The 25,289-nt window shown below is 50.3% G+C and carries 24 protein-coding genes; 10 read left to right on the plus strand and 14 right to left on the minus strand.

Annotated features, from left to right (window positions below; all coding sequences use genetic code 11):
• Positions 1-2: 2 nt before the first annotated feature.
• The 5 genes from Q0698_RS10560 to murJ form a co-directional block, all read right to left on the minus strand.
• Positions 3-443 (minus strand): peptidylprolyl isomerase, encoded by a 441-nt coding sequence (locus Q0698_RS10560; RefSeq protein ID WP_366140328.1) that lies wholly within the window; start codon positions 441-443, stop codon positions 3-5.
• Positions 436-927: a signal peptidase II gene (lspA, locus tag Q0698_RS10565; protein WP_366140329.1), complete on the minus strand. Its 492-nt coding sequence runs from the start codon at positions 925-927 to the stop codon at positions 436-438. Before lspA ends, Q0698_RS10560 begins: the two co-directional genes overlap by 8 nt.
• Positions 924-3,716 carry an isoleucine--tRNA ligase gene (gene ileS, locus Q0698_RS10570; RefSeq protein ID WP_298636501.1) on the minus strand — a complete coding sequence of 931 codons (2,793 nt, stop codon included), beginning with the start codon at positions 3,714-3,716 and terminating at the stop codon, positions 924-926. The genes lspA and ileS overlap by 4 nt, the downstream gene beginning before the upstream one ends.
• Positions 3,713-4,657, minus strand: coding sequence for a bifunctional riboflavin kinase/FAD synthetase (gene ribF / locus Q0698_RS10575; protein WP_298636502.1), 945 nt, complete (start codon positions 4,655-4,657; stop codon positions 3,713-3,715). The genes ileS and ribF overlap by 4 nt, the downstream gene beginning before the upstream one ends.
• Positions 4,658-4,736: 79 nt before the next feature.
• Positions 4,737-6,296 (minus strand): murein biosynthesis integral membrane protein MurJ, encoded by a 1,560-nt coding sequence (murJ, locus tag Q0698_RS10580; RefSeq protein ID WP_298636503.1) that lies wholly within the window; start codon positions 6,294-6,296, stop codon positions 4,737-4,739.
• Between the two features lie 177 nt (positions 6,297-6,473).
• On the opposite strand from murJ, the gene rpsT reads away from it, so the two are divergent.
• The gene (gene rpsT, locus Q0698_RS10585) at positions 6,474-6,740 is read left to right on the plus strand and encodes a 30S ribosomal protein S20 (protein WP_298636504.1); all 267 of its coding nucleotides are present in this window, start codon (positions 6,474-6,476) and stop codon (positions 6,738-6,740) included.
• Between the two features lie 97 nt (positions 6,741-6,837).
• On the opposite strand, the gene proB is transcribed toward rpsT, so the two are convergent.
• From proB to rplU, 4 genes are all read right to left on the minus strand, one after another.
• Entirely contained in the window at positions 6,838-7,941 is a 1,104-nt protein-coding gene (proB, locus tag Q0698_RS10590; RefSeq protein ID WP_298636505.1) for a glutamate 5-kinase, read from the minus strand.
• 29 nt (positions 7,942-7,970) lie between these two features.
• A complete protein-coding gene (gene cgtA / locus Q0698_RS10595; RefSeq protein WP_298636506.1) occupies positions 7,971-9,185 on the minus strand; it encodes an Obg family GTPase CgtA in 1,215 nt (404 codons plus the stop codon).
• A 122-nt stretch (positions 9,186-9,307) separates the two neighbouring features.
• Positions 9,308-9,565: a 50S ribosomal protein L27 gene (rpmA, locus tag Q0698_RS10600; protein ID WP_298636507.1), complete on the minus strand. Its 258-nt coding sequence runs from the start codon at positions 9,563-9,565 to the stop codon at positions 9,308-9,310.
• 30 nt (positions 9,566-9,595) lie between these two features.
• Positions 9,596-9,907 (minus strand): 50S ribosomal protein L21, encoded by a 312-nt coding sequence (rplU, locus tag Q0698_RS10605; RefSeq protein ID WP_121877648.1) that lies wholly within the window; start codon positions 9,905-9,907, stop codon positions 9,596-9,598.
• Positions 9,908-10,104: 197 nt separating this feature from the next.
• On the opposite strand from rplU, the gene Q0698_RS10610 reads away from it, so the two are divergent.
• Together Q0698_RS10610 and pgi are read left to right on the plus strand one after the other, a co-directional pair.
• Positions 10,105-11,067, plus strand: a complete 963-nt coding sequence (locus Q0698_RS10610; RefSeq protein ID WP_298636508.1) for a polyprenyl synthetase family protein — start codon at positions 10,105-10,107, stop codon at positions 11,065-11,067.
• Positions 11,068-11,090: 23 nt separating this feature from the next.
• A complete protein-coding gene (pgi, locus tag Q0698_RS10615; RefSeq protein WP_298636509.1) occupies positions 11,091-12,680 on the plus strand; it encodes a glucose-6-phosphate isomerase in 1,590 nt (529 codons plus the stop codon).
• Here pgi and Q0698_RS10620 read toward each other — a convergent pair.
• Both Q0698_RS10620 and Q0698_RS10625 read right to left on the minus strand, forming a co-directional pair.
• A complete protein-coding gene (locus tag Q0698_RS10620; RefSeq protein ID WP_298636510.1) occupies positions 12,666-13,211 on the minus strand; it encodes a chalcone isomerase family protein in 546 nt (181 codons plus the stop codon). The genes pgi and Q0698_RS10620 overlap by 15 nt on opposite strands.
• Before the next feature lie 28 nt (positions 13,212-13,239).
• A complete protein-coding gene (locus tag Q0698_RS10625) occupies positions 13,240-14,592 on the minus strand; it encodes a phosphomannomutase (RefSeq protein WP_298636511.1) in 1,353 nt (450 codons plus the stop codon).
• A gap of 262 nt (positions 14,593-14,854) precedes the next feature.
• Between Q0698_RS10625 and fabA the strand changes: the two genes are divergently transcribed.
• Complete coding sequence (fabA, locus tag Q0698_RS10630) at positions 14,855-15,370, plus strand: 3-hydroxyacyl-[acyl-carrier-protein] dehydratase FabA (RefSeq protein ID WP_298636512.1); 516 nt, start codon at positions 14,855-14,857, stop codon at positions 15,368-15,370.
• 12 nt (positions 15,371-15,382) lie between these two features.
• A complete protein-coding gene (gene fabB / locus Q0698_RS10635; RefSeq protein ID WP_298636513.1) occupies positions 15,383-16,591 on the plus strand; it encodes a beta-ketoacyl-ACP synthase I in 1,209 nt (402 codons plus the stop codon).
• A 225-nt stretch (positions 16,592-16,816) separates the two neighbouring features.
• Here the strand turns inward: fabB and Q0698_RS10640 are convergent, their stop codons facing one another.
• The 3 genes from Q0698_RS10640 to Q0698_RS10650 form a co-directional block, all read right to left on the minus strand.
• On the minus strand, positions 16,817-17,521 hold the full coding sequence (locus Q0698_RS10640) for a hypothetical protein (protein ID WP_298636514.1): 705 nt from the start codon (positions 17,519-17,521) through the stop codon (positions 16,817-16,819).
• Positions 17,522-17,669: 148 nt separating this feature from the next.
• A complete protein-coding gene (gene ssb / locus Q0698_RS10645) occupies positions 17,670-18,308 on the minus strand; it encodes a single-stranded DNA-binding protein (protein ID WP_298636515.1) in 639 nt (212 codons plus the stop codon).
• Between the two features lie 96 nt (positions 18,309-18,404).
• The gene (locus Q0698_RS10650; RefSeq protein ID WP_298636516.1) at positions 18,405-19,754 is read right to left on the minus strand and encodes an MFS transporter; all 1,350 of its coding nucleotides are present in this window, start codon (positions 19,752-19,754) and stop codon (positions 18,405-18,407) included.
• 110 nt (positions 19,755-19,864) lie between these two features.
• On the opposite strand from Q0698_RS10650, the gene uvrA reads away from it, so the two are divergent.
• From uvrA to flgC, 5 genes are all read left to right on the plus strand, one after another.
• On the plus strand, positions 19,865-22,693 hold the full coding sequence (gene uvrA, locus Q0698_RS10655) for an excinuclease ABC subunit UvrA (protein ID WP_298636517.1): 2,829 nt from the start codon (positions 19,865-19,867) through the stop codon (positions 22,691-22,693).
• Positions 22,690-23,097 carry an HIT family protein gene (locus Q0698_RS10660; RefSeq protein WP_298636518.1) on the plus strand — a complete coding sequence of 136 codons (408 nt, stop codon included), beginning with the start codon at positions 22,690-22,692 and terminating at the stop codon, positions 23,095-23,097. Before uvrA ends, Q0698_RS10660 begins: the two co-directional genes overlap by 4 nt.
• 69 nt (positions 23,098-23,166) lie before the next feature.
• Positions 23,167-24,285: a ketoacyl-ACP synthase III gene (locus tag Q0698_RS10665; protein ID WP_298636519.1), complete on the plus strand. Its 1,119-nt coding sequence runs from the start codon at positions 23,167-23,169 to the stop codon at positions 24,283-24,285.
• 232 nt (positions 24,286-24,517) lie between these two features.
• Positions 24,518-24,868, plus strand: a complete 351-nt coding sequence (gene flgB / locus Q0698_RS10670) for a flagellar basal body rod protein FlgB (protein WP_298636520.1) — start codon at positions 24,518-24,520, stop codon at positions 24,866-24,868.
• A gap of 2 nt (positions 24,869-24,870) precedes the next feature.
• Positions 24,871-25,287: a flagellar basal body rod protein FlgC gene (flgC, locus tag Q0698_RS10675; RefSeq protein WP_298636521.1), complete on the plus strand. Its 417-nt coding sequence runs from the start codon at positions 24,871-24,873 to the stop codon at positions 25,285-25,287.
• Positions 25,288-25,289 lie beyond the last annotated feature (2 nt).

The following is a 25,289-nucleotide window of genomic DNA, read 5'->3' on the forward strand; positions in this document are numbered from 1 at the left end:
ACTCACTCAGCTGGCTCCACGGCTACAATAAGAACGTTAAAATTGAGAATTTCGCCTGCGAGGGGATGATTAAAATTGACCACTACTTCGCTATCCGTGATTTCATGAATCACACCAGCAATTTCACCCTCAGGTCCATTGGCGAAGTTCATCACCAGCCCCACTTCAATAGCTTGATCAGGGGCGAAGAGATCGCGTGCGACACGCTGGAAATTTAACTCATTTGGCTGCCCGAAAGCATCTTCTGGCGGCACACTGAAGGTCCCTTCGAAGCCTGGCGTCAAACCAACAAGGTGTTTTTCAAAGCCTGGCAACAGTGAGCCGTCGCCCATCACAAAGCTGACCGCGTCCCGATCAAAGGTCGAATCAATCTCACGGCCATCCGTGGTGCTCAATGCAAACTTCAAGCTCACCTTGCTGGTAGGCGAAATGACATCAGACATTATTGGCCCTCTTCTCTTTTCGATGGTCACGATAGGCGTCTACGAGTAGGAGCAAACCACCCACACAGATTGCCGCATCGGCAATATTGAAGGCCGGCCAATACCAACGCTCATAATACCACTGCACAAAATCAACGACGTAACCTAGCAGGACTCGATCGTAGAGGTTGCCCAACGCGCCGCCTAGTACCAACGCCAACGCCAGCGATAACAGTTTCTGTTCAGTAGCTATACGCTTAATCCATACCACTAGACCAACGGAGATAATGCTGGTGAGGATCACGAAAAACCAACGCTGCCAACCTCCGGCTTCGGCGAGAAAGCTAAACGCCGCACCGGTGTTGTATAACAAGGTAAAATTAAAACCAGGCATAACCGCTACGGGATCAGCATAATTAAGCTGAGTCACTGCAATCGTCTTGGTAACTTGGTCAATAACAAAAATAACTACGGCAATAAAATACCAACGCGCAACAGACATCATGCGAATTGACGCTCCTCTCCGGCACCGTCCACATTGGTAACACAGCGGCCACACAGCGTAGGATGCGATTCAATTTGACCAACGTCTTCACGGTGGTGCCAGCAGCGCTCACATTTCTCATGTTCGCTCTTCACTACCGCTACCTGCAATCCGTCGATGTCAGTAGCTTTAGCCTCGACATGTTCGCCTACGCTAGCTCCCGAAGTAATTAATACAAAGCGTAATTCATCACCGAAGACGTTCAGTAGTGCAGCCATTTCCGGATCCGCCTGCAGCGTCACTTCCGCATCCAAGGAACCACGAATCACACCCTCGTTACGGGCATTCTCAATCGCCTTGTTGACTGCGGTCTTAACGGTCATCACGCGCTGCCAATCTTCGTCAGTGATAGCGACTTCACCTTCTAGGCGAGCGAGCTGATCATACCAGTGGGCAATAAACACTGACTCTTCGCGCTTACCTGGAAGGTAAGCCCACGCTTCATGAGCCGTGAAACTTGTAATGGGCGCTAACCAGCGAACCATGGCTTCGGCAATATGGTAAATCGCCGTCTGTGCTGAGCGACGAGCGACCGAATCCGCACCGCAGGTGTACTGTCGATCCTTGATGATATCGAGGTAAAACCCACCCAAATCAACAATACAGAACTGCTGAAGTTTCTGGTAGATGGCGTGCAGACTGTAGGTTTCGTAGTCGGCCTTGATGCCGTCCTGTACCTTCGCTGCACGGTCAACTGCCCAGCGGTCAATGGCGACCATTTCCTGAGTGCTGACTAGATCGGTTTCTGGGTTGAAACCCACAAGGTTAGATAGCAAGAAGCGCAGCGTGTTACGAATCCGACGATAGGACTCTGCAGTGCGCTTGAGGATTTCATCGGAAACACTCATCTCGGCACTAAAGTCAGTGGCCGAAACCCACAAACGCAAAATATCAGCACCTAGGTTATTAACAACCTTCTGCGGTGACATAACATTACCGATGGACTTAGACATCTTGCGGCCTTGCGCATCCACGGTAAATCCGTGCGTAAGCACCTGCTTGTAAGGCGCTTCGCCATGCATCGCAATAGCGGTCTTCAGTGACGACTGAAACCAACCACGATGCTGATCACTACCTTCGAGGTAAAGATCTGCTGGGAAACGCAGGTTATCGCGACGCGATACCACGGAGTAGTGCGTTACGCCCGAGTCAAACCAAACATCTAAGGTATCCGTGACTTTGTTGTAGTGTTCGGCATCAGCGCCTAATAATTCTTGAGCTTCTAGCTCGAACCACGCTTCAATACCCTTGCCTTCCACTCGCTGAGCAACCTGTTCAATCAACTCAGCCGTCTTCGGATGCAGATCACCGGTTTCCTTGTGGATAAACAGGGCAATCGGAACGCCCCAGGTGCGCTGACGAGAGATACACCAGTCCGGTGAACCGTTCAACATTGTTTCGATGCGTGCTTCACCCCACTCAGGGAGCCATTCAACTTTCTTCACTGCCGCCAAGGCCGACTCTAACAGGCCCTTTTGCGTCATGCTCACAAACCACTGAGGCGTAGCGCGGTAGATTAGCGGTGTTTTGGTACGCCAGCAGTGTGGGTAGGAATGGCGGAACTTCTCAGCTTTGAGCAACACCTTGTTTTCACGAAGGAGCTCGATCACCTTTTCGTCTACCTTGTAAACGTGCTCGCCGGCAAATAGCGGCGTGCTATCGCGGTAGATGCCATTGTCGTCTACTCGGTTGATGGTCCCGATACCGTATTTACGGCCCACCGCGAAATCCTCGACACCGTGATCAGGAGCTGTATGTACCGCACCAGTACCGGCATCCACGGTAACGTGGTCACCCAAAATTACCGGTAGCTTGTCCTCGTAAAAGGGATGTTTCAGTAATTGGTTTTCGAACTTCGCACCCATGGCGTGAGCGATGACCTTGTAATCATCGAGTTCGTAGCGCTTGAAGGAATCGGCGACCAGCGCCTCGGCGAACACGAAGTATTCTCCGTTGTGCTCAACCAGACAATACTCCAGATCCGCATTCAAGCTCACCGCCTGTGATGATGGTAGTGTCCAAGGTGTGGTCGTCCAGATCACGACACTTACCTGTCCCAGGTTGTCTTGGCCAAAGGCTTCGAAGACGGCTGCAGGGTCTACTGCACGGTAAGCAACATCAATGGCGTAGGATGTCTTGTCCTGGTACTCAACCTCAGCTTCAGCCAACGCTGAACCACCCACAACACTCCAGTAGACCGGCTTGAAGCCCTTAACTAGGTGGCCATTCTCAGCAATCTTGCCCAGCGCACGAATGATGTCGGCTTCAGTTTGGAAGTCCATGGTGAGGTAGGGGTTGTTCCATTCGCCCAATACACCCAAACGGATGAAATCGGCCTTTTGCCCTTCAACCTGCTTGGCAGCATAGGTACGACACGCTTCACGGAACTTCGCATAGGGAACCTTAACGCCCGCCTTACCCAGTTTCTTTTCCACGTTGTGCTCAATCGGCAGACCATGACAATCCCAGCCTGGCACGTACGGCGCATCAAAGCCGGAAATGGTTTTGGACTTAACGATAATATCCTTAAGAATTTTGTTAACCGAGTGGCCAATATGGATGTCACCGTTAGCGTACGGAGGGCCGTCATGAAGAATGAACTGTTCACAACCTTTACGCGCTTCGCGGATGAGCTCGTACAAGCCAGCTTCATCCCATTCTTTGAGCATCTGCGGCTCGCGCTGTGCCAGATTTCCGCGCATCGGGAAACCCGTTTCTGGCAGGTTTAACGTACTTTTGTAATCACTCATTCAATAACCTTAAACTCATTAACAAAGTAATCGCGGGCGGCCTGTTGGTCGCGCGCGATTTGTTGCTGTAATTCTGCAAACGATGAAAACGTCTGTTCATCGCGAAGTTTAGTCAAAAAGGCAACCTTGATGGCTTGCCCGTAAATATCTTGGTCAAAGTCGAAGATATGTGCCTCAAGCGACGGTATCGGCTCAGCGCCCACAGTTGGCTTCACGCCGATATTCGCTACGCCGTTGTGCCATTTTTCACCAACTTGAACACGCACCGCGAATACGCCGTGCAACGGCGAACGGCGGCGACGAAGCGCTACGTTTGCCGTGGGAACGCCAATAGTTCGGCCCAACTGCCTACCTTTTCCAACGTGGCCCTGAATCGTGAAGTCACGACTCAATAACAGCTTGGCTTGAGCACACTCACCACTCAGTAACCTTTCACGAATTCGCGTAGAGCTGACGCGCTCACCATCGACTTCCGTGGTGGGCGTATCTTCAACAATAAAACCTGACTCTGGTGCCAGCTGTTGTAAAAGCTCAAAGTCACCTTCACGGTTGGCACCGAAGCGAAAATCATCACCCACTATCAAGTGCTGTGTTTTGAGGCCATCCACCAGCACCTTAGACACGAAATAAGCGGGTGTCATATTCTGCATTTGCTGATTAAAACGCAGACAAACAATTCGCTGAATGCCGTAGGACATCAATAGTTCAACTTTATCGCGAAAACGACTCAGTCTTGCCGGCGCCTGATCGGGTGCAAAATATTCACTCGGCTGTGGCTCAAATAGCACCACCGTTGGCACCGCATTGGCCGCTTCAGCGAGTTGTTTTACACGATTGAGAATGGCCTGATGACCTAGATGTAAACCGTCGAAAGCACCAATGGTAACCACCGATGCAGAGCTGATTTGAACTAAGTTGTGCAAGCCCCGTATCAGCTGCATGTCAGGCGATTCTCTTTGATCAAAATATGATCGTCGAAGTATACCGATAAATTGATAGCATTTCAGCTATCAAAAACATTTATTTTGGTGCCACCAGATGGCTTTTTCGCCAGCCTAAGACCGGAACCAACACGAAGTAACAGACCAACCCCGAAACTACGTAGAGCGTCAGGTAGGAAGCGCGCTCGGCAAAGTCGGCACCATCCCAGAAAAGCGGAAACTGCTGTTGTAGAAACACCAAGAGCGCAGCCATGCCGATACCGGCTAAAAGTGGCGCTATAGCGCCCCGTTTTTGGTGCGCCTTCAGCCAAGCCCCATCCCGACGTAAGCCGAACCAAAGAAGACCAGCATTCAACCAAGCCGAGGCCGCCGTAGCGAGCGCTAAACCAGCATGCCCAAGATCGTAATCGTAGAGGAAATAGACGAAGATGAGGTTGAAGATCATATTGGCCGCCATCGCGATAATTCCATACTTCACTGGCGTCTTGGTATCTTGGCGGGAATAAAATCCCGTGGCCAGCACCTTAATCCACATGAACGCCAACAGCCCCAAAGCGTAGGCACGAAGTGCCCAGGCCGACTGCCGCACCCCGAAATCACTTAATTCGCCATAACCAAAGAGCGTGAAAATGAGTGGGTCCGCCAATACGATCAGCGCAATCGCGGCGGGGAAACCAATGGCAAACACCAGCCTAGACGCCCAGCGCAACGTTTCCGAGAAGGTATCGCTACCACCGCGAACATGCTTTCTGGATAGGGTTGGCAGTACAACCGTAGCCAGGGCGATACCAAACACACCCAGCGGGAGTTCTGCCAAGCGATCAGAGTAATACAACCACGACACACTACCACCCGGCAGGAACGAGGCTATGACGGTATCAAGCAGGAGGTTAATCTGACTCACGCTAACGCCGAACAGCGCGGGAATCATCAATCGCAGCACCTTGGAAACACCCTTATCACCCCGGGTCATTTCCGGCTTGGGGAACAACTGCAAATGTGCCAAGAAGGGCAATTGGAAGAGCAATTGAATAACCCCGGCAATCAGGATGGCCCACGCCAATGCATAGGCGGGTTCCTCAAACCAGGGCGTCAAGAAGATCGCGCAGGCAATGAGCGAAAGATTGAGAAATACCGGCGTAATAGCCGGTATCGCAAAGCGATCATAGCTATTCAAAATAGCGCCGGCAAAGCCCGTTAGGGAGATGAGTGCTAGGTACGGAAAGGTTATCCGTAACATCTCAGAGGCCATTTGAAATTTTTCGGGTTCATCCCAAAAGCCGGGCGCAAAGACCAGCATGACCTGCGGCGCAAAGATGACCACCAATACGGTAATTGATATTACCGACGCGCCCAACCAACCGCACATTCTGTTGATAAATTGATGTACGGCAAACTTAGAGCCCTGCTCGCGATACTCCGACAAAACGGGGACAAACGCTTGGGCGAAAGCCCCCTCTGCGAACAAGCGGCGTAGAAAGTTAGGAATCTTAATCGCCACATAAAAGGCATCTGCCGCTGCAGTGTCGCCTACGACACGCGCAAGGATGACATCGCGAACGAGGCCTAGCACTCGCGATATCATAGTCATACTGCTGACGATTAGACCACTGCGGACCAATCCTTGCGATTTTGCCAATTTCTTATACTCCTACGTAATTACGCAGATCTTAACACCTTTACCAGTTGTGCTACACTAGCACCCTATTGTCGATTTATTCGACATTATTGCGATTGACTATTGACAATCGTCGGCGTGAACGGCATAGTTCGCGACCTCGATTTTTGAACCATGATTTCTTAAAGGAGCTTTACGGTGGCAAACTCCCCGCAAGCAAAAAAACGCGCTCGTCAGGCTGAAAAGTCACGTTCGCACAACGCGAGCCTGCGCTCCATGGTGCGCACCTACATTAAAAAAGTAGTTGCTGCCGTCGAAGCAGGTGATCACGAAGCAGCAAAGGCAGCTTTCGCTGCAGCAGAGCCGGTTATTGACCGCTTTGCAGACAAGGGCATCTTCCACAAGAATAAGGCAGCTCGTATCAAGAGCCGTCTTAACGCCCAGGTCAAAAAGCTAGCTGCTTAAGATCGCGTATGAAAAGAACCGGCTCTATGCCGGTTTTTTTTCGTCTGTACATTGCAGAGCAATTAAACTCCAGTGGCAAACTCAATCAAACTAACCCTTATAGTAAAACTAAGTTATCGCGGTGAATCGCCTCTCGCTCGGGCTCAAAACCCAGTAAGCCAGCAATTACACGAGATGACTTGCCCGCCATATCTCGTAATTCAACCGCGCTAAAGTTAGTTAAGCCACGCGCAAAGACTTTGCCCGACTCATCCTGAACGATCACACCCGCACCACGCTGGAAATTCCCCTGAACACCAACAATCCCAACCGGTAGTAAAGACGAACCATTCTGCTCTAGATGCTCCCGAGCACCTGCATCCACGACTACCACTCCACTGTGCTGGATATGCCCTGCTAGCCATTGTTTACGAGCCCGTAGCGGCATTGAGCGAGCAAGTAGCTGCGTTCCTACCCTCGCCCCATTTATCACTCGTTGAACAACCTGAGGAGCCGCTGCGTTGGCGATCACCGTGCGAGTACCCGAACGAGCCGCTAACCGAGCGGCTGAAACCTTAGTACTCATACCGCCAGTTCCTACGTTTGTACCCGACCCCGATGCATATTCCATCAGTCGCTCTTCGTCCGCGAAAGCCTCCGAAATTAATTCAGCATTGAGATCAACATTGGGATTTCCGGTAAACAGGCCATCTTGATCAGTCAGCAATAACAGACCATCTGCATCAATTAAGTTGGCGACCAACGCAGCAAGGTTATCGTTATCGCCCAGACGAATTTCATCGGTCGCGACCGAGTCGTTTTCATTTACAATGGGTACCGCGGATAAATCGAGTAGGACCTGAATCGCGGCACGCGCATTCAAGTAGCGTTCGCGATTAGCAATATCAGAGTGATTTAGTAATACTTGAGCAACGGGGGTATCAACATGAGCAAACTCGTCACGCCAAGCCTGCACCAAGTCCGACTGACCGATTGCAGCAATAGCTTGGAGTTGAGCTATTTGGGTGGGGCGATCGGCCATATTGAGGCGAGCCATGCCGGCAGCAACGGCGCCTGAGGAGACCACAACAATCTCAAAACCCTGCGACATTAACACGGCAATATCGGCTACCCACGCCGACAATGCCTCAGTAGCCAAGGAGGTTCCGTGATTCGTAAGGGATGATGAACCCAGCTTAACTACCCAACGCTGATTTGCCATTCACCCCCCCCTCGGACTAAGCTACTTTGTTATTTGACGTACTCGACTTCAACGTCGTAGTCGTCTTCATTCCAATCATCATCGTCGGAATCGTCTTGGTCTTCAAGAGGCTTACCCGCTTTTTTCGCGCGATAAGCTAAGCGCAGCTCATCAATACGCTGGCGCGCCTCTTCCTGCATTGCCAGTTGCGTCTGATGCTCAATTTCCGCCAACTCAGGATTAGCGGCTTCTTCCTCTTTCAAGGTTTCGAGACGCATCATCAAGTCATGGCAGAGCTGTTCAGTACCCTCGCCGTTGATGGCGCTAACACGATAAACTGGACCTTCCCAGCCCAATGCATCAATCACAGACTGACAACGCGCTTCGCGTTCTTCTTCGGGTACCATATCCAATTTATTAAGCACCAACCACCGCTCACGCTGAACCAAGGTTGGCGAGAATTTTTCCAATTCACGAACAATGGAGGTTGCCGCTTCAGCCGGAGTAATATCATCCCACGGTGCCATATCAATAGTGTGTAGAAGCACTCGGTTACGAGTCAAATGCTTAAGGAAGCGAATTCCTAGGCCAGCACCTTCAGAAGCGCCTTCAATTAAGCCAGGAATGTCCGCAACCACGAAGCTACGGTGGCGCTGCAAACGCACGACACCCAAACTTGGCACCAAGGTGGTAAAAGGGTAGTCGGCTACCTTTGGCGTAGCTGAAGAGACCGAACGAATGAAGGTCGACTTACCGGCATTCGGTAAACCCAGCATGCCCACGTCCGCTAGCACCTTAAGTTCTAATTTGATCTCGCGAGATTCGCCCTCTTGACCTGGAGAGGTCTGACGAGGCGCTTGATTCACTGAAGATTTGAAGCGCGTATTACCTAAACCGTGCCAACCCCCGCGAGCCACCATGACTTGTTGGCCGGCTTCAGTAATGTCCGCCAAGATTTCATCAGTTTCAATATCAATAGCCGAAGTGCCAACAGGCACCTTCAGAATGAGATCCTCACCCTTTCGACCTGTCATATTGCGACCTTGACCACCTTGGCCGGTTTCCGCACGGAAGTTACGCGTAAAGCGATAATCTACAAGTGTGTTCAGCGAGGCATCACCCTCAAGGAATACCGAGCCGCCATCACCGCCGTCACCGCCATCGGGACCGCCACGTGGGATATACTTTTCTCGGCGAAAACTGAGACAGCCATTACCACCCTTACCCGCCTCGACGCGAATCGGTGCTTCATCGACAAATTTCATTTTCTAACCTCTTTGATCTGAACATTGAGCTCGATAACAAATCGAACGCTTTCACTTAGTATGTACCCATAAACAAAAAAAGCCCCATCCGAAGACAGGGCTTTTTTCGTAGGCACTGTTACTTATGCAGCAACGATGCTTACGTACTTACGGTTGTGCGGGCCCTTAACATCGAACTTAACAACACCGTGTTCTGTCGCGAACAATGTGTGGTCTTTGCCCATGCCTACACCAGGACCTGCGTGGAAACGAGTACCACGCTGACGAACCAAAATATTACCTGCTAGTACTTCTTGACCGCCGAAACGCTTAACGCCAAGGCGCTTACTGACCGAATCGCGACCGTTACGAGTACTACCACCAGCTTTTTTATGAGCCATTTTACTTTACTCCTAAAATCTTATTTAAGCTTACGCTTGAATACCAGTGATCTTCACATCAGTGTGCCACTGACGGTGACCTTGTGTCTTCTTAGAGTGCTTACGACGACGGAATTTAACAATCTTCACTTTGTCACCGCGCAATTGGCCAACAACTTCAGCTGTTACCTTAGCACCTTCAACGACTGGCGCGCCGACTTTAACGTCTTCGCCATTAGCTACTAGTAGAACTTCGTCGAAATCGACTGATTCACCAGTTGCTACTTCAATCTTTTCTAGACGAACTACTTCGCCTTCCTGAACACGGTATTGCTTACCGCCGCTCTTAATTACTGCGTACATATATTTTGCTCCAACTCCGCTATTAGGACTGTGACGCCGTGGTTACGGGGCTGAACCACTGAATTTCACAAGGTGCGGCATTCTACGAAAAACTTTGCCATAGGGCAACCCCTGTTAGACTTATTTATTTTGCGAAGTTGACCTTCTGGCTGCATACTTCTAGCATACTCAAAACTCAGAGATAACATTATCTAGCCATGCAGTCTTTCCTAGACCTTACCAGTAGTGACCTTAAGCAGGTTGACGCCCTCATTTTAGAGAATTTAAACTCGAATGTCGCTCTTGTCGAACATATAGGAGAGTACCTAGTTCAGGCAGGGGGAAAACGCCTACGACCGATGCTTTCCCTTATTAGCGCAAAAGCACTGGGGTTTGAGCATTCTTCTGTTTTTCAATTGGCAACCGCCGTTGAATTTATCCATACCGCCACGCTTTTACATGATGATGTAGTCGACGAATCAAATCTTCGCCGCGGTCGTGATACCGCCAATGCAAAGTGGGGCAATGCCCCTTCAGTATTAGTTGGCGACTTTGTCTATTCGCGCGCCTTCCAACTGTTAGTCAAGATTGGCAATCTCGATGTCCTCGATATTCTCTCTGAGACCACCAACGTTCTGGCCGAGGGTGAAGTCCTTCAGCTCGTCAACGCTGGTGACGCCAGCCTGAGCGAGCGTGACTATTACCAAGTTATTCGCGCCAAGACCGCCAAGCTATTCGAAGCCGCCTGTGAGGGCGCAGCAATTCTGGCTTCTGCAACTACCGAGCAACGCCAACAGCTCGCCACCTTCGGCGATCAACTGGGCATTGCCTTCCAGCTTGTTGACGACCTACTTGATTATGTTGGAAATGTGGATACCATGGGCAAGAATGTTGGCGACGACTTAGCTGAAGGGAAAACAACACTCCCATTAATTCATGCGATGAAACACGCGTCAGCTGAAGATGCAGGGACGATCCGCACCGCCCTGCAGACTAAAAATACCGATCAGATCGACGATATCATCCGAATAGTGGAAGCGACCGGTTCGCTTAACTACACTCGAGATGCAGCTTATCGTGCAATCGAAACGGCTAAAGGTGCGCTGTCCACACTACCCGCCTCTGCCTATCGTACCGCACTTGAAGAAATCGCCGACTACTGCATCGCTAGAACGAAGTAATTAGTAATAAAGGCTAAATATCTATGTTTTTAAAACAACTGCAGCAGCTTGCGGAGCATGCTGGCGACGAGTGCGTTGCTACGCTTTGCCAGGACCCGCAACGGTTCACCCAATTTAAGACCTCAGCGGCCGAACTCACCCTCGACACTAGCCGCCAGAGAATGACCTCAGACACCTTTTCGAAACTCGCCGATTTGGCGAACAAGAGTGGCTTTAACCAGGCTTTCAAAGCAATGCGCCAAGGTGAGGAGATCAACTTCACCGAAGGACGTGCGGTTCTGCACACCCTGCTTCGCAACCTCAATAGCACAGACCCTCGTGCCGAGGAGGTCCGTACTTCACTCGCCAAAATGCAAACACTGACGCAAGCCGTTCAATCGGGCGAATGGAAAGGTTATAGCGGCAAGACAATCCGCGACGTTGTGAATATTGGTATCGGTGGTTCAGACCTGGGCCCACGAATGATTTACCGCGCAATGCTGCACTATCGCCATGACGCCATTAACGTCCATTGGGTGGCGAACATTGACCCGGCTGACATCGAGAAAAAGCTCGCTGCGCTCAACCCTGAAACCACCCTCATTGTGGTCTCGTCGAAAAGCTTCTCCACCCCCGAGACACTTAACAATGCCAATACTGCCCGTAAATGGTTAGTAGACAATGGCGTCACCGACGTCTCGAAGCACGTGGTAGCAGCAAGCTCTAACGTTAAGATGGCACTTGAATTCGGCATTGGCGAAAGCAACATATTCCCACTGTGGGACTGGGTTGGCGGTCGTTTTTCTCTATGGTCTGCTATTGGCTTACCACTTATGATGGGTTTCAAGGCCGGTGTTTTTGAAGCTATTTTGGGTGGCGCTCTAGCCATGGACGATCATGCCGAGCGCGCGCCACTCGAGGCTAACCTTCCTGCGCAACTGGCGCTGTTCGAACTCTGGAATGTTAACGCTCACGGCACTAGCTCACGTGCAGTGCTGCCCTACTGTCATGACCTCCGCCTGCTTCCGGCACATTTACAGCAACTCGAGATGGAAAGCCTTGGTAAATCAGTGAATCTCAAAGGCGAACGAGTAGATTACCCTACCGGCGGCGTAGTCTGGGGCACTGAGGGCAGCAATGGCCAGCACTCCTACCACCAGCTACTTCATCAGGGTAACCAAGGTATCGCCGCTGAGATCATTCTGCCGCTATCGTCATCAAACGAGCCAGTGCAGCATCTCAAACTCATCGCCAACGCGTTAGCCCAGAGTCAGGTATTTTGTTACGGTCAAAGCGCTGCGGAAGCGAAAGAGGCGCTGCTCGCCCGCGGAATGGCAGCTGAGCAAGCCGATATTATCGCCCAGCATAAGGAAATTCTCGGCAACCGCCCGCACAGCATCATCACCATGGAGTCGCTAACTCCTCATACATTGGGAGCACTCATTGCAGCCTACGAGAACAAGGTCTTTTTCTGTGGCTACTGGCAGGAGATTAACGCGTTCGATCAGTGGGGAGTTGAACTAGGAAAAGTCCATGCCAGCACGATGGAAACCGTGCTGACATCGGGCGATACCGCGCAGGTTGATGACGGCTATGCCGCCATCGTTAGCGCCTATTTATCAGCCGCCAAGTAAGTTGCGTTTTAGGCGGCGGTTAACCGGCCGCTCGCCTAGCCAAATACCAAACATACCCTCTTTGAATAGAGGGTTTTCTACCAGAATAAATTCTTCGCCGTTACGATAGGTCATCACACCGCGCGCTGGGTCATTAAATACGGTATAAATATCGCCCTCTACTAACTCCTCAACGAACTGCGCCAAGTAGTCTTGGACCACTTGCTTCACTTCCTCATAGTGCTCGTATTTTTTGAAACCGTCTAATACCGCCTCGGTAAACAATGCCGTGCTAACTAGGCTAGAACGTACCTCAATACGTAGCGCCATAGGTGACACAGTCTCGCTCACCAGGGTTTCCCTGTCTTGCCCTTCGACCGTATACAGCGCTATATCATAAAGTGGGACCATAAACTTACGGCGAACACCCTCACCTTGCTTTTGCATTTCTGCCTCGGCTAACGTCATAGTCTCTGGCGACGCTGCGTTCGCCGAAGTAATACTCGTTAGACCCAGTAAGGCCAACAACACGCTAGTCAATAACGTTTTCATTTCCACTCCTCATACCACATGATTGTGCCTACGCACTGGTTATTATTGCGAGTAACTCATCGCGCTTTGCTTCCATCAACGCTGAATCTGCTTTCGACTCTACATTGAGTCGGAGCACGGGCTCAGTATTAGACATTCGTAAATTGAAGCGCCAATCACTCCCGAAGCTCATACTCAAGCCATCGGTACGATCAACTGAGGTAGCTAAATGGCTATATTTCGCCTCGATCTGCGCAATCGCCGCTTCCGGATCGTCGAGCTTGGTATTGATTTCACCACTACAGGGGAACGCCAACATGCACTCATCTACTAATGAAGCCAGACTAACATCACGCTGACACATCAGTGCTGTAATCAATAGCCAAGGTATCATGCCGCTATCACAGTAGGCAAAATCTCTGAAGTAATGGTGCGCACTCATCTCGCCACCGTAAATAGCATCTTCGAGGCGCATGCACTCTTTAATAAAAGCGTGTCCAGTTTTACTCATGATAGCCTTGCCATCATAACGCTCCGCGACTTCAATGGTATTCCAAGTCAGACGCGGATCATGAACAATTTTCGAACCTGGCTGCTTCAATAGGAACGCTTCAGCTAGCAAACCTACTACGTAGTACCCTTCGATAAAACGACCAGAGGAGTCGAAGAAGAAACAACGGTCAAAGTCACCATCCCAAGCAATGCCCAAATCGGCATTATTAGCCACGACAGCATCAATGGTGGATTGACGGTTCTCCTCTAAAAGTGGGTTGGGCACGCCATTGGGGAAGTTGCCATTCGCTTCGTGGTGGACCTTGATAAACTCAAACGGAAGATGTGGCTCGAGCAAATCGACGACCGCTCCAGCGCCACCATTACCGGCATTCACAACGACTTTAAGTGGTTTAAGCTGAGTAACATCTAGATAGGTCATAAGATGCTTGATATAGGCTTCGCTATGATCGAAGCGACTTACACTGCCCTTGTGCACTACCTCTGGAAAGTTGCCTTCTTCTGCCAACGCTTGAATGTCAAACAAGCCGGTATCTCCAGAAATTGGCTTCGCATCTTCGCGAACAAACTTCATCCCGTTGTAGTCCATGGGGTTGTGACTAGCCGTCACGACAATGCCGCCATCGACCGGTAATTCTTTCGCTGCGAAATAGATCTGTTCGGTACCACACTCGCCAATATTGATGACGTCTGCACCACCATCAGTGAGCCCCTCGGTAAGCGCATCGCATAAGGTCTTACTAGTTAGACGAATATCATAACCTACGGCAACACGCTTAGCGCAGAGGAACTGAGCGTAGGCGCGTCCAATACGATAGGCAACGTCATCATTAAGCTGATCCGGGACGCGACCACGAACATCGTAGGCTTTAAAGCAGCTAATTTGCATATTTTCTCCATTCGACTTTCTTGTCATTTTTGGTATTACGTCTACTATACCATCCATTCGTAGACCTGTTTAGCACCGCTTAGGTGAAATATTTCCGTTTCTTCAGTTGAATTTCACAATTCGACTACAGGCACTAAAATATTCACAAATTGTGAATAGTCGATAGTGACTTAAGAAACGCATTCCAATAAAATGACCGCACAGTCGCGCTATTTTTCATGACATTTCGCGACATTTCACAGCAATTTTTACGAGATGCACTATGACCCAGCAAAGCTCTTACACCTACGAGGAACTCATTTCCTGTAGTCAAGGCGAACTATTTGGCCCAGGCAACGCCCAACTTCCAGCTCCTAATATGCTGATGCTTGACCGCATTACTAGCATCTCTGCTACCGGTGGCGAAAACGGCGTGGGTGAGCTTATCGCTGAACTCGACATCACTCCCGATCTTTGGTTTTTTGACTGCCATTTCCCTGGCGACCCTGTGATGCCGGGATGTCTAGGCCTCGACGCAATGTGGCAGCTAGTTGGCTTCTTCCTAGGATGGAAAGGTAATCCGGGCAAAGGTCGAGCGTTAGGCTGTGGCGAAGTGAAATTCACGGGGCAAATTTTACCTACCGCAAAGAAGGTGACTTATAAGATCACCCTAAATCGCGTTATTGAACGCCGCTTGGTTATGGGCATCGCCGATGGCGTTGTCTTGGTTGATGGGCGTGAAATCTATCATGCAAAGGACCTCAAGGTTGGTCTGTTTCAAAGTACTGAGAATTTTTAAGGAGTATCCACCATGCGTCGTGTAGTCATCACGGGAATGGGCATTGTATCTAGCCTCGGCAACAATCTTGCCGATGTTGAAGATTCCCTTCGTAACGGAAAATCTGGTATTTCATTCCAGGAAGAATATAAAGAAGTGGGCCTACGTTCGCACGTAGCCGGCTCCATTGACATCGACTTCAAAGAACACATTGATCGTAAAGCACTTCGCTTTATGGGTGATGCAGCGGCTTATGCGTTCATTAGTATGGACCAGGCAATTAAAGATTCGGGATTGAACGACGAACAGGTATCTAACGAGCGCACCGGCATCATCATGGGCTCGGGCGGCGCATCATCGCACAACCTAGTTGAAGCGGCAGACATCATTCGCAAGCGTGGTGTTAAGCGTGTTGGTCCATATCGTGTGACGCAAACGATGGGATCTACTACTTCAGCCTGTTTGGCAACGCCATTTAAGATCAAGGGTGTTAACTACTCGATCTCATCTGCCTGCGCTACGAGCGCTCACTGTATTGGTCACGGCGCTGAGCTCATCCAGTTGGGTAAGCAGGATGTTATTTTTGCTGGCGGTGGTGAAGAACTGCACTGGGTTATGTCTTCACTATTCGACGCCATGGGTGCACTCTCTACTCAGTACAACGAAACGCCGGACAAAGCTTCGCGTGCCTACGACGAAGGTCGTGATGGTTTCGTTATTGCTGGCGGCGGCGGTTGTGTTGTGTTGGAAGACTATGACCACGCGATAGCTCGCGGCGCGACAATTTACGCTGAACTCGTAGGCTACGGTGCTACCTCTGATGGCTACGATATGGTAGCGCCAAGTGGCGAAGGCGCAGCACGTTGTATGCGTATGGCGATGGCTACGATTGACGAACCGATTGATTACATCAATGCACATGGAACTAGCACACCAGTTGGTGACGTTGCCGAATTAGGCGCGGTACGCGAAGTATTTGGCGATAACACTCCACTCATTGGTTCAACTAAATCGCTTTCTGGTCACTCATTGGGTGCCGCTGGGGTACATGAAGCAATTTACTCTATCATCATGCAGCAGAAAGGTTTCGTGGCCGCTTCGGCGAACATCGAGAAGCTGGATGACAAAGCACAGGGTCTGAACATTGTTACAGAAACCCAGGAGAAAGAGCTGAAGACAGTGATGTCGAATAGCTTTGGCTTCGGTGGCACCAACGCCACATTGATTTTCAAAAGCCTTTAATTAGCTAGCGATAAATCGAAAGCCTAGAGAGCCCTCGAACTATTGAATTCAATAGGACGGGGGCTTTTTTGTTGAGGCTATCTTTTGTTAGTGAGAGATTTTGCGAATGCGCCGTTATTGAGGTGGCGTTTGTGGACACGATGAAAGTAAATCGCGCAATGATCTTGTTGGACTGATGTCTTTTGACACGATGAAAGCTAATAACGTGTTAACGCTAACTGCTACCTAGCCTAAAAACGCCCGCCAGCGATCCAACAAACCGACTCGCCATGGCTTCGGCTTTATTCCAAAGGCAAACTTCAAGGCTGTTCCATCCAGCGTTCTATCCACGCCGAGCCCTGCACCAGCAACAAGCTGATCGGTTGTCTTCTCGCACTTATCATCACACAAATAGGCAGTCAAACGATGCCAAGTGACCTTACCGCCGGAAGCATAGGTGTATCGCCCCCAATTCTCGCCGCCCGATAACAACTGCGCGATCACTGACGCACAGACCCGAGATAAATCCGGTACGGTAACAATATTGAAGAATGAACTATCATCCAGCTCACGTGTGCCAGCCAGTTCAATTTCACGCATCACATCGGGAAATAGACGAACGGCTAACATGGGAAAGTCCAACAGCATGACCCGTGCCGAATCGTCGAGTAATGGAGATTCCCAGACGTCATCGAATTCATCGTTACTCAGACTAAAAGACTGTAATCTTGCCTGAATAACACCAACGTTTTGCAGGTCCGCTTGCCGGCAGAGCGCCAAAAAATCTTCAACTTGAGTAACAAAGCTAATCACCAACTGAGCACCATCCAATACGTTAACCGGATGCTCTACCTCAACACACTCAATACGGGGAAGTAGCGCACGGATAGCAGTCAGGAGCTCTTCGCGTGCTTCCGGAGGCGGGTTGACGATATAGATTCGATCGGACATGGACTAACTCTCAAGTATTTTGCGAAGTATATGAGATTTAACTGTGCTCGCCAACTTGGCTGAGGTTTGCATCACGCTATTAAGTTTCGCAGCCGTAAACAAAAAGAACGCCTAGGCGCTCTTTTTGTTATTTGCTTCAAAGGCCGAATTAAAACGGAATATCGTCGTCGAATGAATCAAAGCTTGGCGCCGGCTGCGCTTGACGCTGAGCGGGTTGCTGCTGAGGCGCTGCGGCATGCTGAGTCTGCGGTGCATTCTGAGGTGCCTGTTGCTGAGCGGGTTGTTGGTAGCCCTGCTGTTGCGGCGCGGACTGTTGCGGCGCAGACTGCTGAGGCGCTGGCTGCTGGTACGCATTCTGAGCTGGTGCTGAAGGCGCCGATGTATATGGATCAGCATAAGCACCCGGCGCAGAGGCATTCACGGAGCCCATATTGGAAGAAGTTCCTGCACCACGGCTATCGAGCATTTGCATTTCGTTCGCCACAATTTCGGTAGTGTAACGATCTTGACCCTGCTGATCTTGCCACTTACGGGTACGCAATGACCCTTCGATGTAGACTTTGCTACCTTTCTTTAGATATTGACCAGCAATTTCAGCTAGTTTGTTGAAAAAGACAACGCGGTGCCACTCGGTGCGCTCCTGCGCCTGACCGGTGTTCTTGTCTTTCCAACTCTCTGATGTTGCGACGGTGATATTGGTAATGGCCGCGCCAGCCTGGGTATAACGACTTTCAGGGTCGTTCCCTAAATTACCTACCAAGATCACTTTATTAATACCACGGGCCATTGTGTCCACCTGCCATTTTATTTGTTGTTTAGTTGTCTAGAATACCGAAGTCAGCGACTAGATGCATCACCTAATCGAGCGGAATTTCGCGACGGTTCAATTGACGGACGAACGGATATGCTCCGTCGGACGTAACCGCTGATCGACCTCCTCAGCATTGAAGCGAGGATGATCAACCTTAAGATAAACGCGCTGACTCACCGCATCGAAGCGAACGCTCTCTACGCCGCTGATTTCAGCAAGCAAGGCGAGCTCATCAGCCGGGGTATCAGCGGTCACCGGCCAGGACACATTCGTGAGGTAACGCACTGGCGCCATAAAACTAATGCACAAACCCCACAGAGCCATACCACCAAAGGCGACTGCATAGGCCGCCTGCGGACCGAACTTCGCTACTGCGGAACCAGCAGTCACAGCGCCAAAGAATGCGCCGGTGAACTGAGCCGTTGAAAATACGCCCATTGCCGCCCCGCGACGCCCTGCCGGCGCAATCTTACTGACTAAGCTAGGGAGTAGCGCCTCAGAGAGATTAAAGCCCACAAAAAACAGCCAGAGCCCAAGTACCAGCCACTCAATAGAGGCCGAGGTGAAAAGCACGGCGGTAGCGGCTAGCAGCACCAGCACAGCTACCCGTAACGCCGCGCGCATCCGCCTTTTTACCTCTGCTAAGATAATAAGCGGAAGCATGGCGACGAAACTTGTCCCGATAATGAGCAAGTAGAACCAACTCAACTGAGATTGCGTTACTAAGTCATAATTCGCCAGGACCGTTGGTACCACTAAAAATATCGCCATCAGGGCGCCATGCAATACGAACACACCCAGTGCAGCTCGCAACAACTCGGCACCGGTGAGTACCTCACGAATTCCAGCAGCCTTCACATCATTGTGAAGGAGGCGTTCTGGCGGTGACGGCACAACGAGCACCACAAGTAATATCGCTACAACTGCCAGCAGCGCACCCGCATAGAAGAGTCCCGACAATCCCACTAGATGATAGATCCACGGCCCCAACACCATCGCCAAGGCAAAGGCGACACCAATACTGGCACCAATGGAGGCCATGGCTCGGGCTCGCTTATCCTCAGGGGTTAAATCTGCTAGCAGCGCCATCACGGTTGCCGCAATCGCACCCGCACCCTGCAAAGCCCGACCAAGGATAATCCCCCAGACGGAATCGCTAAATCCAGCTATCACGCTACCGAGAATAAAAATCAGTAACCCGCTAATAATGATTGGCTTACGACCAATACGATCCGACCAAGCCGCCAAGGGTAACTGCAAGATGCCCTGAGAGGCACCGTAAATGCCCAGCGCCCAACCAATCGATTGTGCACTCGCATCGGGATAGGCATCCAAAGCTAAGCTCAACACAGGTAGCACCATGAAGAGGCCGAGCATTCGTACCATATAAACTGCAGATAATCCGATGAGCGCCTGAGACATATTCGCCTTGTTGTTCGTATACGGTCTTTTGGGGTGATACAGGTAAAACTCACTACCCCATTAATTCAATACCGCAGTATACTGAACGGATGGCATAAATAGGTAGTCTGATGGATAAAATTTCTCTCCGTGGCGCTCGCACCCACAATTTAAAGAATATCGACCTGGATCTTCCTCGCGATAAATTGATTGTTATTACCGGGCTTTCCGGTTCGGGCAAAAGTAGCTTGGCCTTCGACACCCTCTACGCAGAGGGGCAGCGTCGCTATGTAGAATCGCTTTCAACCTATGCACGTCAGTTCCTATCGATGATGGAAAAGCCGGACATGGATCATATCGAGGGCCTGTCCCCTGCTATTTCCATTGAGCAGAAGTCGACCTCGCATAATCCTCGCTCCACGGTGGGGACCATTACCGAGATTTACGATTATCTTCGCCTCCTCTATGCTCGTGTCGGCGAGCCCCGCTGCCCCGATCACGACGAGCCACTCACCGCGCGAACCGTATCCGAAATGGTTGATACGGTCCTGGCGCTGGAGGAAGGCAGTAAAATCATGTTACTGGCTCCGGTGGTTCGCGAACGAAAGGGTGAACACATCCATCTGTTCGAAAAGCTGCGGGCTCAAGGTTTTATTCGCGTCCGAATTGACGGAATCATCACTGATCTTGATGACCTACCTGAACTCGACAAGAAAAAGAAACATACCATTGATGTGGTCGTGGATCGCCTCAAGGTCAGAGATGACATTCAGCTTCGCCTCGCCGAAAGCTTTGAAACGGCGCTAGAACTTGCTGAGGGCTTAGCAACCATTGCATGGATAGATGGAGAGCACGAAGAGATTCTGTTAAGTGCCAAATATGCCTGTCCGATTTGTGACTATAGCCTGAAGGAACTTGAACCACGGCTATTTTCATTCAACAACCCAGCTGGAGCCTGTCCAAGCTGCGATGGTTTAGGAATTCGTCAGTATATTGATCCAGATCTTGTCATCCAGGATGAAGAATTATCCTTGGCAGAGGGAGCGATTCGCGGCTGGGACCGTCGTAATGTCTATTACTTCCATCTGCTCACGTCGCTCGCCGAGCACCTTAGCTTCGATGTGGAAACGCCGTGGAAGAAGCTATCGGATGCGCAGCGTAATTTAATTCTTCAGGGCTCAAAAGAAGAAATTGATTTCTCCTATGTAAACGACCGCGGTGACGTCCACCGTCGTCGTCATCGCTTTGAAGGGGTTATTCCCAATATGTCTCGTCGCTACCACGAAACCGAGTCTAACTCGGTCCGTGAGGAGATGGCCAAATATCACAGCCAGCAAAGTTGCCCAGACTGCAGTGGCTCCCGACTCTGCCGCGCAGCCCGTCACGTATTTGTTGACGAAAAGACGATTTCCGAAATTACCAACATGTCCGTGGGCCGCAGCTACGAGTACTTCGAGCAGCTTAGCTTTCAGGGCGCTAAAGCCGAAATCGCAGATAAAATCCTCAAGGAACTTAAGGATCGCTTCCGTTTCTTGAATGACGTGGGGCTCAATTATCTTAGTCTCAACCGGTCTGCTGATACCTTATCCGGCGGTGAAGCTCAGCGCATTCGCCTGGCGTCACAAATTGGTGCCGGCCTAGTTGGCGTGATGTACATTCTCGACGAACCCAGTATCGGACTCCATCAACGCGATAATGAACGCCTCCTAAATACCCTGACACGCCTTCGCGACTTGGGAAATACCGTGATTGTTGTGGAACACGATGAAGATGCTATTCGCCTTGCCGACTATGTTGTCGATATCGGCCCAGGGGCAGGCGTAAATGGCGGCGAGATTGTCGCCGAAGGAACCTATGAACAAATTCTTCGTAGTGAGCGATCACTTACGGCGAAATACCTATCGGGACAGGAAAAAATATCCATACCAGCCGTCCGTAACGTCGCCAAGAACAACCAATTCTTGACGCTAAGCGGCTGCCAGGGCAACAACCTTCAAGACGTTACCCTCAAGCTTCCCGTGGGGGTATTCACCTGTGTGACCGGTGTTTCCGGCTCAGGTAAATCAACGCTAATCAACCGTACTTTATACCCGCTTGCGGCGACAGCACTAAACCGTGCTACCACGCTAAAGGCTGATGAGTATGAAGCAGTTGAAGGCCTTGATCATTTCGATAAATGCATCGATATTAACCAGAGTCCAATCGGCAGAACCCCCCGCTCCAACCCCGCTACCTATACTGGAATGTTCACACCTATTCGTGAATTATTCGCAGGCACGCAGGAGGCCCGATCTCGAGGATACAAGCCAGGTCGTTTCTCCTTTAACGTTAAGGGTGGACGTTGTGAAGCTTGTCAGGGAGATGGCGTTACCAAAGTAGAGATGCACTTCCTACCAGATGTCTATGTGCCCTGTGATATCTGCACAGGGAAACGTTATAACCGTGAGACGCTAGAGATTCTCTATAAGGGCAAGAATATTCATGACGTGCTAGAGATGAGTATTGATGATGCACTGGAGTTCTTTGACGCCGTACCATCAATTCGCAATCGTCTTCAGACGCTAATTGACGTTGGTCTTACCTACATCCGTTTAGGGCAAGCCGCCACCACGCTCTCGGGCGGCGAAGCTCAGCGTGTTAAATTGGCGAAGGAACTATCACGGCGCGATACAGGCCAAACACTGTATATTCTTGATGAGCCCACTACCGGCCTGCACTTTCACGATATTAAGCAGCTTTTACACGTACTACACCGCCTCCGTGACCACGGAAACACGATTGTAGTCATCGAGCACAATTTAGACGTCATCAAGACCGCAGATTATATTGTGGATATTGGCCCTGAAGGGGGCTCTGGCGGCGGTCAAATTGTCGCTACCGGCACGCCCGAAGAGGTTGCAGAGATTGTCAAATCTCATACTGGCGTATTCCTTAAGCCAATGCTGGAGAAGCAAAAATGAGCTGGGAGCTAGACAGCAGATTGGCGAATGACAGCGTACTGATTGCGGATTCCAATACATTTCAACTTCGCTTACTGAACGATCACCGCTATGAATGGTTAATTCTTGTGCCTAAAGTTAGCGAGGCCACTGAGCTTTTCGAGCTGCCAAGCCTTTATCAACAGCAGCTAATACAAATCTGTAATAGTGCTAGCGAGAAGCTACTGGGGCAACGTCACTGCGACAAGGTCAACGCTGGCTACCTCGGTAATGTCGTTGCTCAGTTTCACTTTCACATTGTTGGTCGTCGAGTTGATGACCCGGCGTGGCCCGGCCCCGTGTGGGGGCACTCACCGAGAGAGGCTGCCGCGGCAGAAATTATTCAAGAACGCTGCAACTACTGGCGTGAACTTCGACTTGTATAACAATTAGCGTGTGGTGTGGATAGAGTATGTTAAACTCTCCGAAATTTACCTACTGTGGTGTGATGAATTATGACCTACGCTACCATTTCCGGCTGGGGGAAATGCCTTCCTCCTGCGGTGCTTGATAACAACGATCTCGCAACATTTCTCGATACTAATGACGAGTGGATCTACTCACGAACAGGCATGAAAGAACGCCGAATTTCTCATGTCGATCTCTGTGAACTGGGCTATGTCGCCGCGGCTAGAGCGATCGCTTGCGCTGGCCTAGAAGCAGATGATATCGATATGATTCTATTTGGCTCTACGAGCTTTTCAGAGTTTGCTCCTAATACGGCTTCCTACGTGCAAAAACGCCTCGGTGCCTCACGAGCCGCCTGTATGGACTTGAACACAGCTTGCACTAGCTTTATGTACGGTCTAACCACCGGCACTGCGATGATTAGATCTGGCGTGTTTAAGCGTGTACTGGTCATTGGCGGAGAAGTCGTCAGTAAGCTGATGGATTGGGAGAACCGCAATGTTGCAGTACTGTTCGGCGACGGCTGTGCGGCCATGGTACTGGAAGCATCCGACGAAAAAGAAGGTGTCATCTCTGAAACTCTAGGCTGTTATGGAGAACATCGTGACATCCTGAAAGTGCTGGGATATGGCGGTCAGTATACCAACCAAAACATTATGCTAGGCGATGTTCAGTGGAATTTCGAAGGCCAAGATATCTTTAAGCGTGCAGTGGCTGGCATGAACAAAGCCAGTAAAGAAACACTAGCAAAGGCGGGCTGTGGCGTTGAGGATATCAACCTCGTTGTTCCCCATCAGGCAAACGTCCGTATTATTGAAGCCGTGGGTAAAAAGTTAGGCGTCGACGCCGACAAAGTCTTCGTCAATATTGAACGCTACGGCAATATGTCGGCTGCTACCGCTCCCATTGCATTGATTGAGGCCGTTGAAGAAGGTCGAGTCAACCCTGGAGACCTGGTACTTCAGCCTGCTTTCGGTGCAGGATTAACATGGAGCTCACACCTTATTCGTTGGGGTCAACGCGTTTCGCCACTAGCTGAAAGCGATGCTGAGCTGGCGCCCTGCGAGAAAACGGCTTTGGAGCTGGTGAATGAAATGCGAACCATTAAGAATGCCGCGAAAGCAGCGCGTAAGGCTAACAACAACGAGTTGGTAGCAGTCTACTAAGCCACAAACCTCGAGGAAGGCCGATCGGCCTTCCTTCCTACTTCCTACTTCCTACTTCCTACTTCCTACTTCCTACTTCCTTCTTCCTACTTCCGTTAAAGGCGGAAAAATTCTGCCGACATTCGTATTCCTACGCACACTCATAATCACTAATCGCTAACAAAATAGGGGTTTTCACATTGTTGGCATAGCTTTTGCTTTTGCTCCACTTAAGAATACGTGGAGTTCTTGCATGAATATTGATCAAGCTTTTGCTTTTAATGAACAGACCCTTCGTTTTCGAGTAGCTCGAACCGAAGTATTAGCCAGCAACTTGGCCAACGTGAATACTCCTGGCTATCTCGCAAAGGACGTAGAATTTAAGGATGTGTTTTCAGCGACTAACCGGGACATCTCTTTGCAGCAGCGGATTGAACAGGAATATCGCTATCGTATTCCTCAGCAGAACTCTCGTGACGGAAACACGGTGGAGCTGGGTGTAGAGCAAGCTAAGTTTGCAGAGAATCAAATGGATTTCCAAATGTCACTCACGTTTTTCAATATGAAACTCAGCGGCATCAAGAAAGTACTCGAGGCAGGTTAATTATGTCACTTCAAAACGTCTTTGACATAGCGGGATCATCGCTGGTTGCACAAACAATTCGACTCAACACCACCGCGTCGAATATGGCTAATGCCGACTCAATGTCTGCCGATCCAAATAGTGTTTATCGAGGCCTTCGGCCCGTTTTTGCGGCTGTCTACGATAATGCATCTAGCCAACCTTCCTCCTCAGCGCAAGTAGCCATTGTGGATGTCGTAGAGATGGAAACTCCCCCAGAAAAAAGATACGAGCCTGGCAACCCTAACGCTGATGAACAGGGATTTGTCTATTACAGCCCCATCGAAGTGGTATCCGAAATGGCCGATATGATGTCCGCGACTCGGAGCTATGAAATGGGCGTAGAAATTATGAGCAACGTCAAAATGATGCAACAAAGCTTACTTAGCTTAGGGAAATAACT

The sequence above is a fragment of the uncultured Umboniibacter sp. genome, from assembly GCF_947497555.1.
Classification (GTDB): domain Bacteria; phylum Pseudomonadota; class Gammaproteobacteria; order Pseudomonadales; family DSM-25080; genus Umboniibacter.

Bases quoted from the DNA above. Each gene is read 5' to 3' on its own strand.
- Q0698_RS10620 (WP_298636510.1), bottom strand. From the start codon at position 13,211: ATGAAAACGTTATTGACTAGCGTGTTGTTGGCCTTACTGGGTCTAACG.
- proB (WP_298636505.1), bottom strand. From the start codon at position 7,941: ATGGCAAATCAGCGTTGGGTAGTTAAGCTGGGTTCATCATCCCTTACG.
- cgtA (WP_298636506.1), bottom strand. From the start codon at position 9,185: ATGAAATTTGTCGATGAAGCACCGATTCGCGTCGAGGCGGGTAAGGGT.
- Q0698_RS10640 (WP_298636514.1), bottom strand. From the start codon at position 17,521: ATGTCCGATCGAATCTATATCGTCAACCCGCCTCCGGAAGCACGCGAA.
- ssb (WP_298636515.1), bottom strand. From the start codon at position 18,308: ATGGCCCGTGGTATTAATAAAGTGATCTTGGTAGGTAATTTAGGGAAC.
- Q0698_RS10660 (WP_298636518.1), top strand. From the start codon at position 22,690: ATGAGCTGGGAGCTAGACAGCAGATTGGCGAATGACAGCGTACTGATT.
- ileS (WP_298636501.1), bottom strand. From the start codon at position 3,716: ATGAGTGATTACAAAAGTACGTTAAACCTGCCAGAAACGGGTTTCCCG.
- Q0698_RS10625 (WP_298636511.1), bottom strand. From the start codon at position 14,592: ATGCAAATTAGCTGCTTTAAAGCCTACGATGTTCGTGGTCGCGTCCCG.
- flgB (WP_298636520.1), top strand. From the start codon at position 24,518: ATGAATATTGATCAAGCTTTTGCTTTTAATGAACAGACCCTTCGTTTT.
- ribF (WP_298636502.1), bottom strand. From the start codon at position 4,657: ATGCAGCTGATACGGGGCTTGCACAACTTAGTTCAAATCAGCTCTGCA.
- fabB (WP_298636513.1), top strand. From the start codon at position 15,383: ATGCGTCGTGTAGTCATCACGGGAATGGGCATTGTATCTAGCCTCGGC.
- lspA (WP_366140329.1), bottom strand. From the start codon at position 927: ATGATGTCTGTTGCGCGTTGGTATTTTATTGCCGTAGTTATTTTTGTT.
- pgi (WP_298636509.1), top strand. From the start codon at position 11,091: ATGTTTTTAAAACAACTGCAGCAGCTTGCGGAGCATGCTGGCGACGAG.
- Q0698_RS10650 (WP_298636516.1), bottom strand. From the start codon at position 19,754: ATGTCTCAGGCGCTCATCGGATTATCTGCAGTTTATATGGTACGAATG.
- Q0698_RS10665 (WP_298636519.1), top strand. From the start codon at position 23,167: ATGACCTACGCTACCATTTCCGGCTGGGGGAAATGCCTTCCTCCTGCG.
- rplU (WP_121877648.1), bottom strand. From the start codon at position 9,907: ATGTACGCAGTAATTAAGAGCGGCGGTAAGCAATACCGTGTTCAGGAA.
- Q0698_RS10610 (WP_298636508.1), top strand. From the start codon at position 10,105: ATGCAGTCTTTCCTAGACCTTACCAGTAGTGACCTTAAGCAGGTTGAC.
- uvrA (WP_298636517.1), top strand. From the start codon at position 19,865: ATGGATAAAATTTCTCTCCGTGGCGCTCGCACCCACAATTTAAAGAAT.
- fabA (WP_298636512.1), top strand. From the start codon at position 14,855: ATGACCCAGCAAAGCTCTTACACCTACGAGGAACTCATTTCCTGTAGT.
- flgC (WP_298636521.1), top strand. From the start codon at position 24,871: ATGTCACTTCAAAACGTCTTTGACATAGCGGGATCATCGCTGGTTGCA.
- Q0698_RS10560 (WP_366140328.1), bottom strand. From the start codon at position 443: ATGTCTGATGTCATTTCGCCTACCAGCAAGGTGAGCTTGAAGTTTGCA.
- rpmA (WP_298636507.1), bottom strand. From the start codon at position 9,565: ATGGCTCATAAAAAAGCTGGTGGTAGTACTCGTAACGGTCGCGATTCG.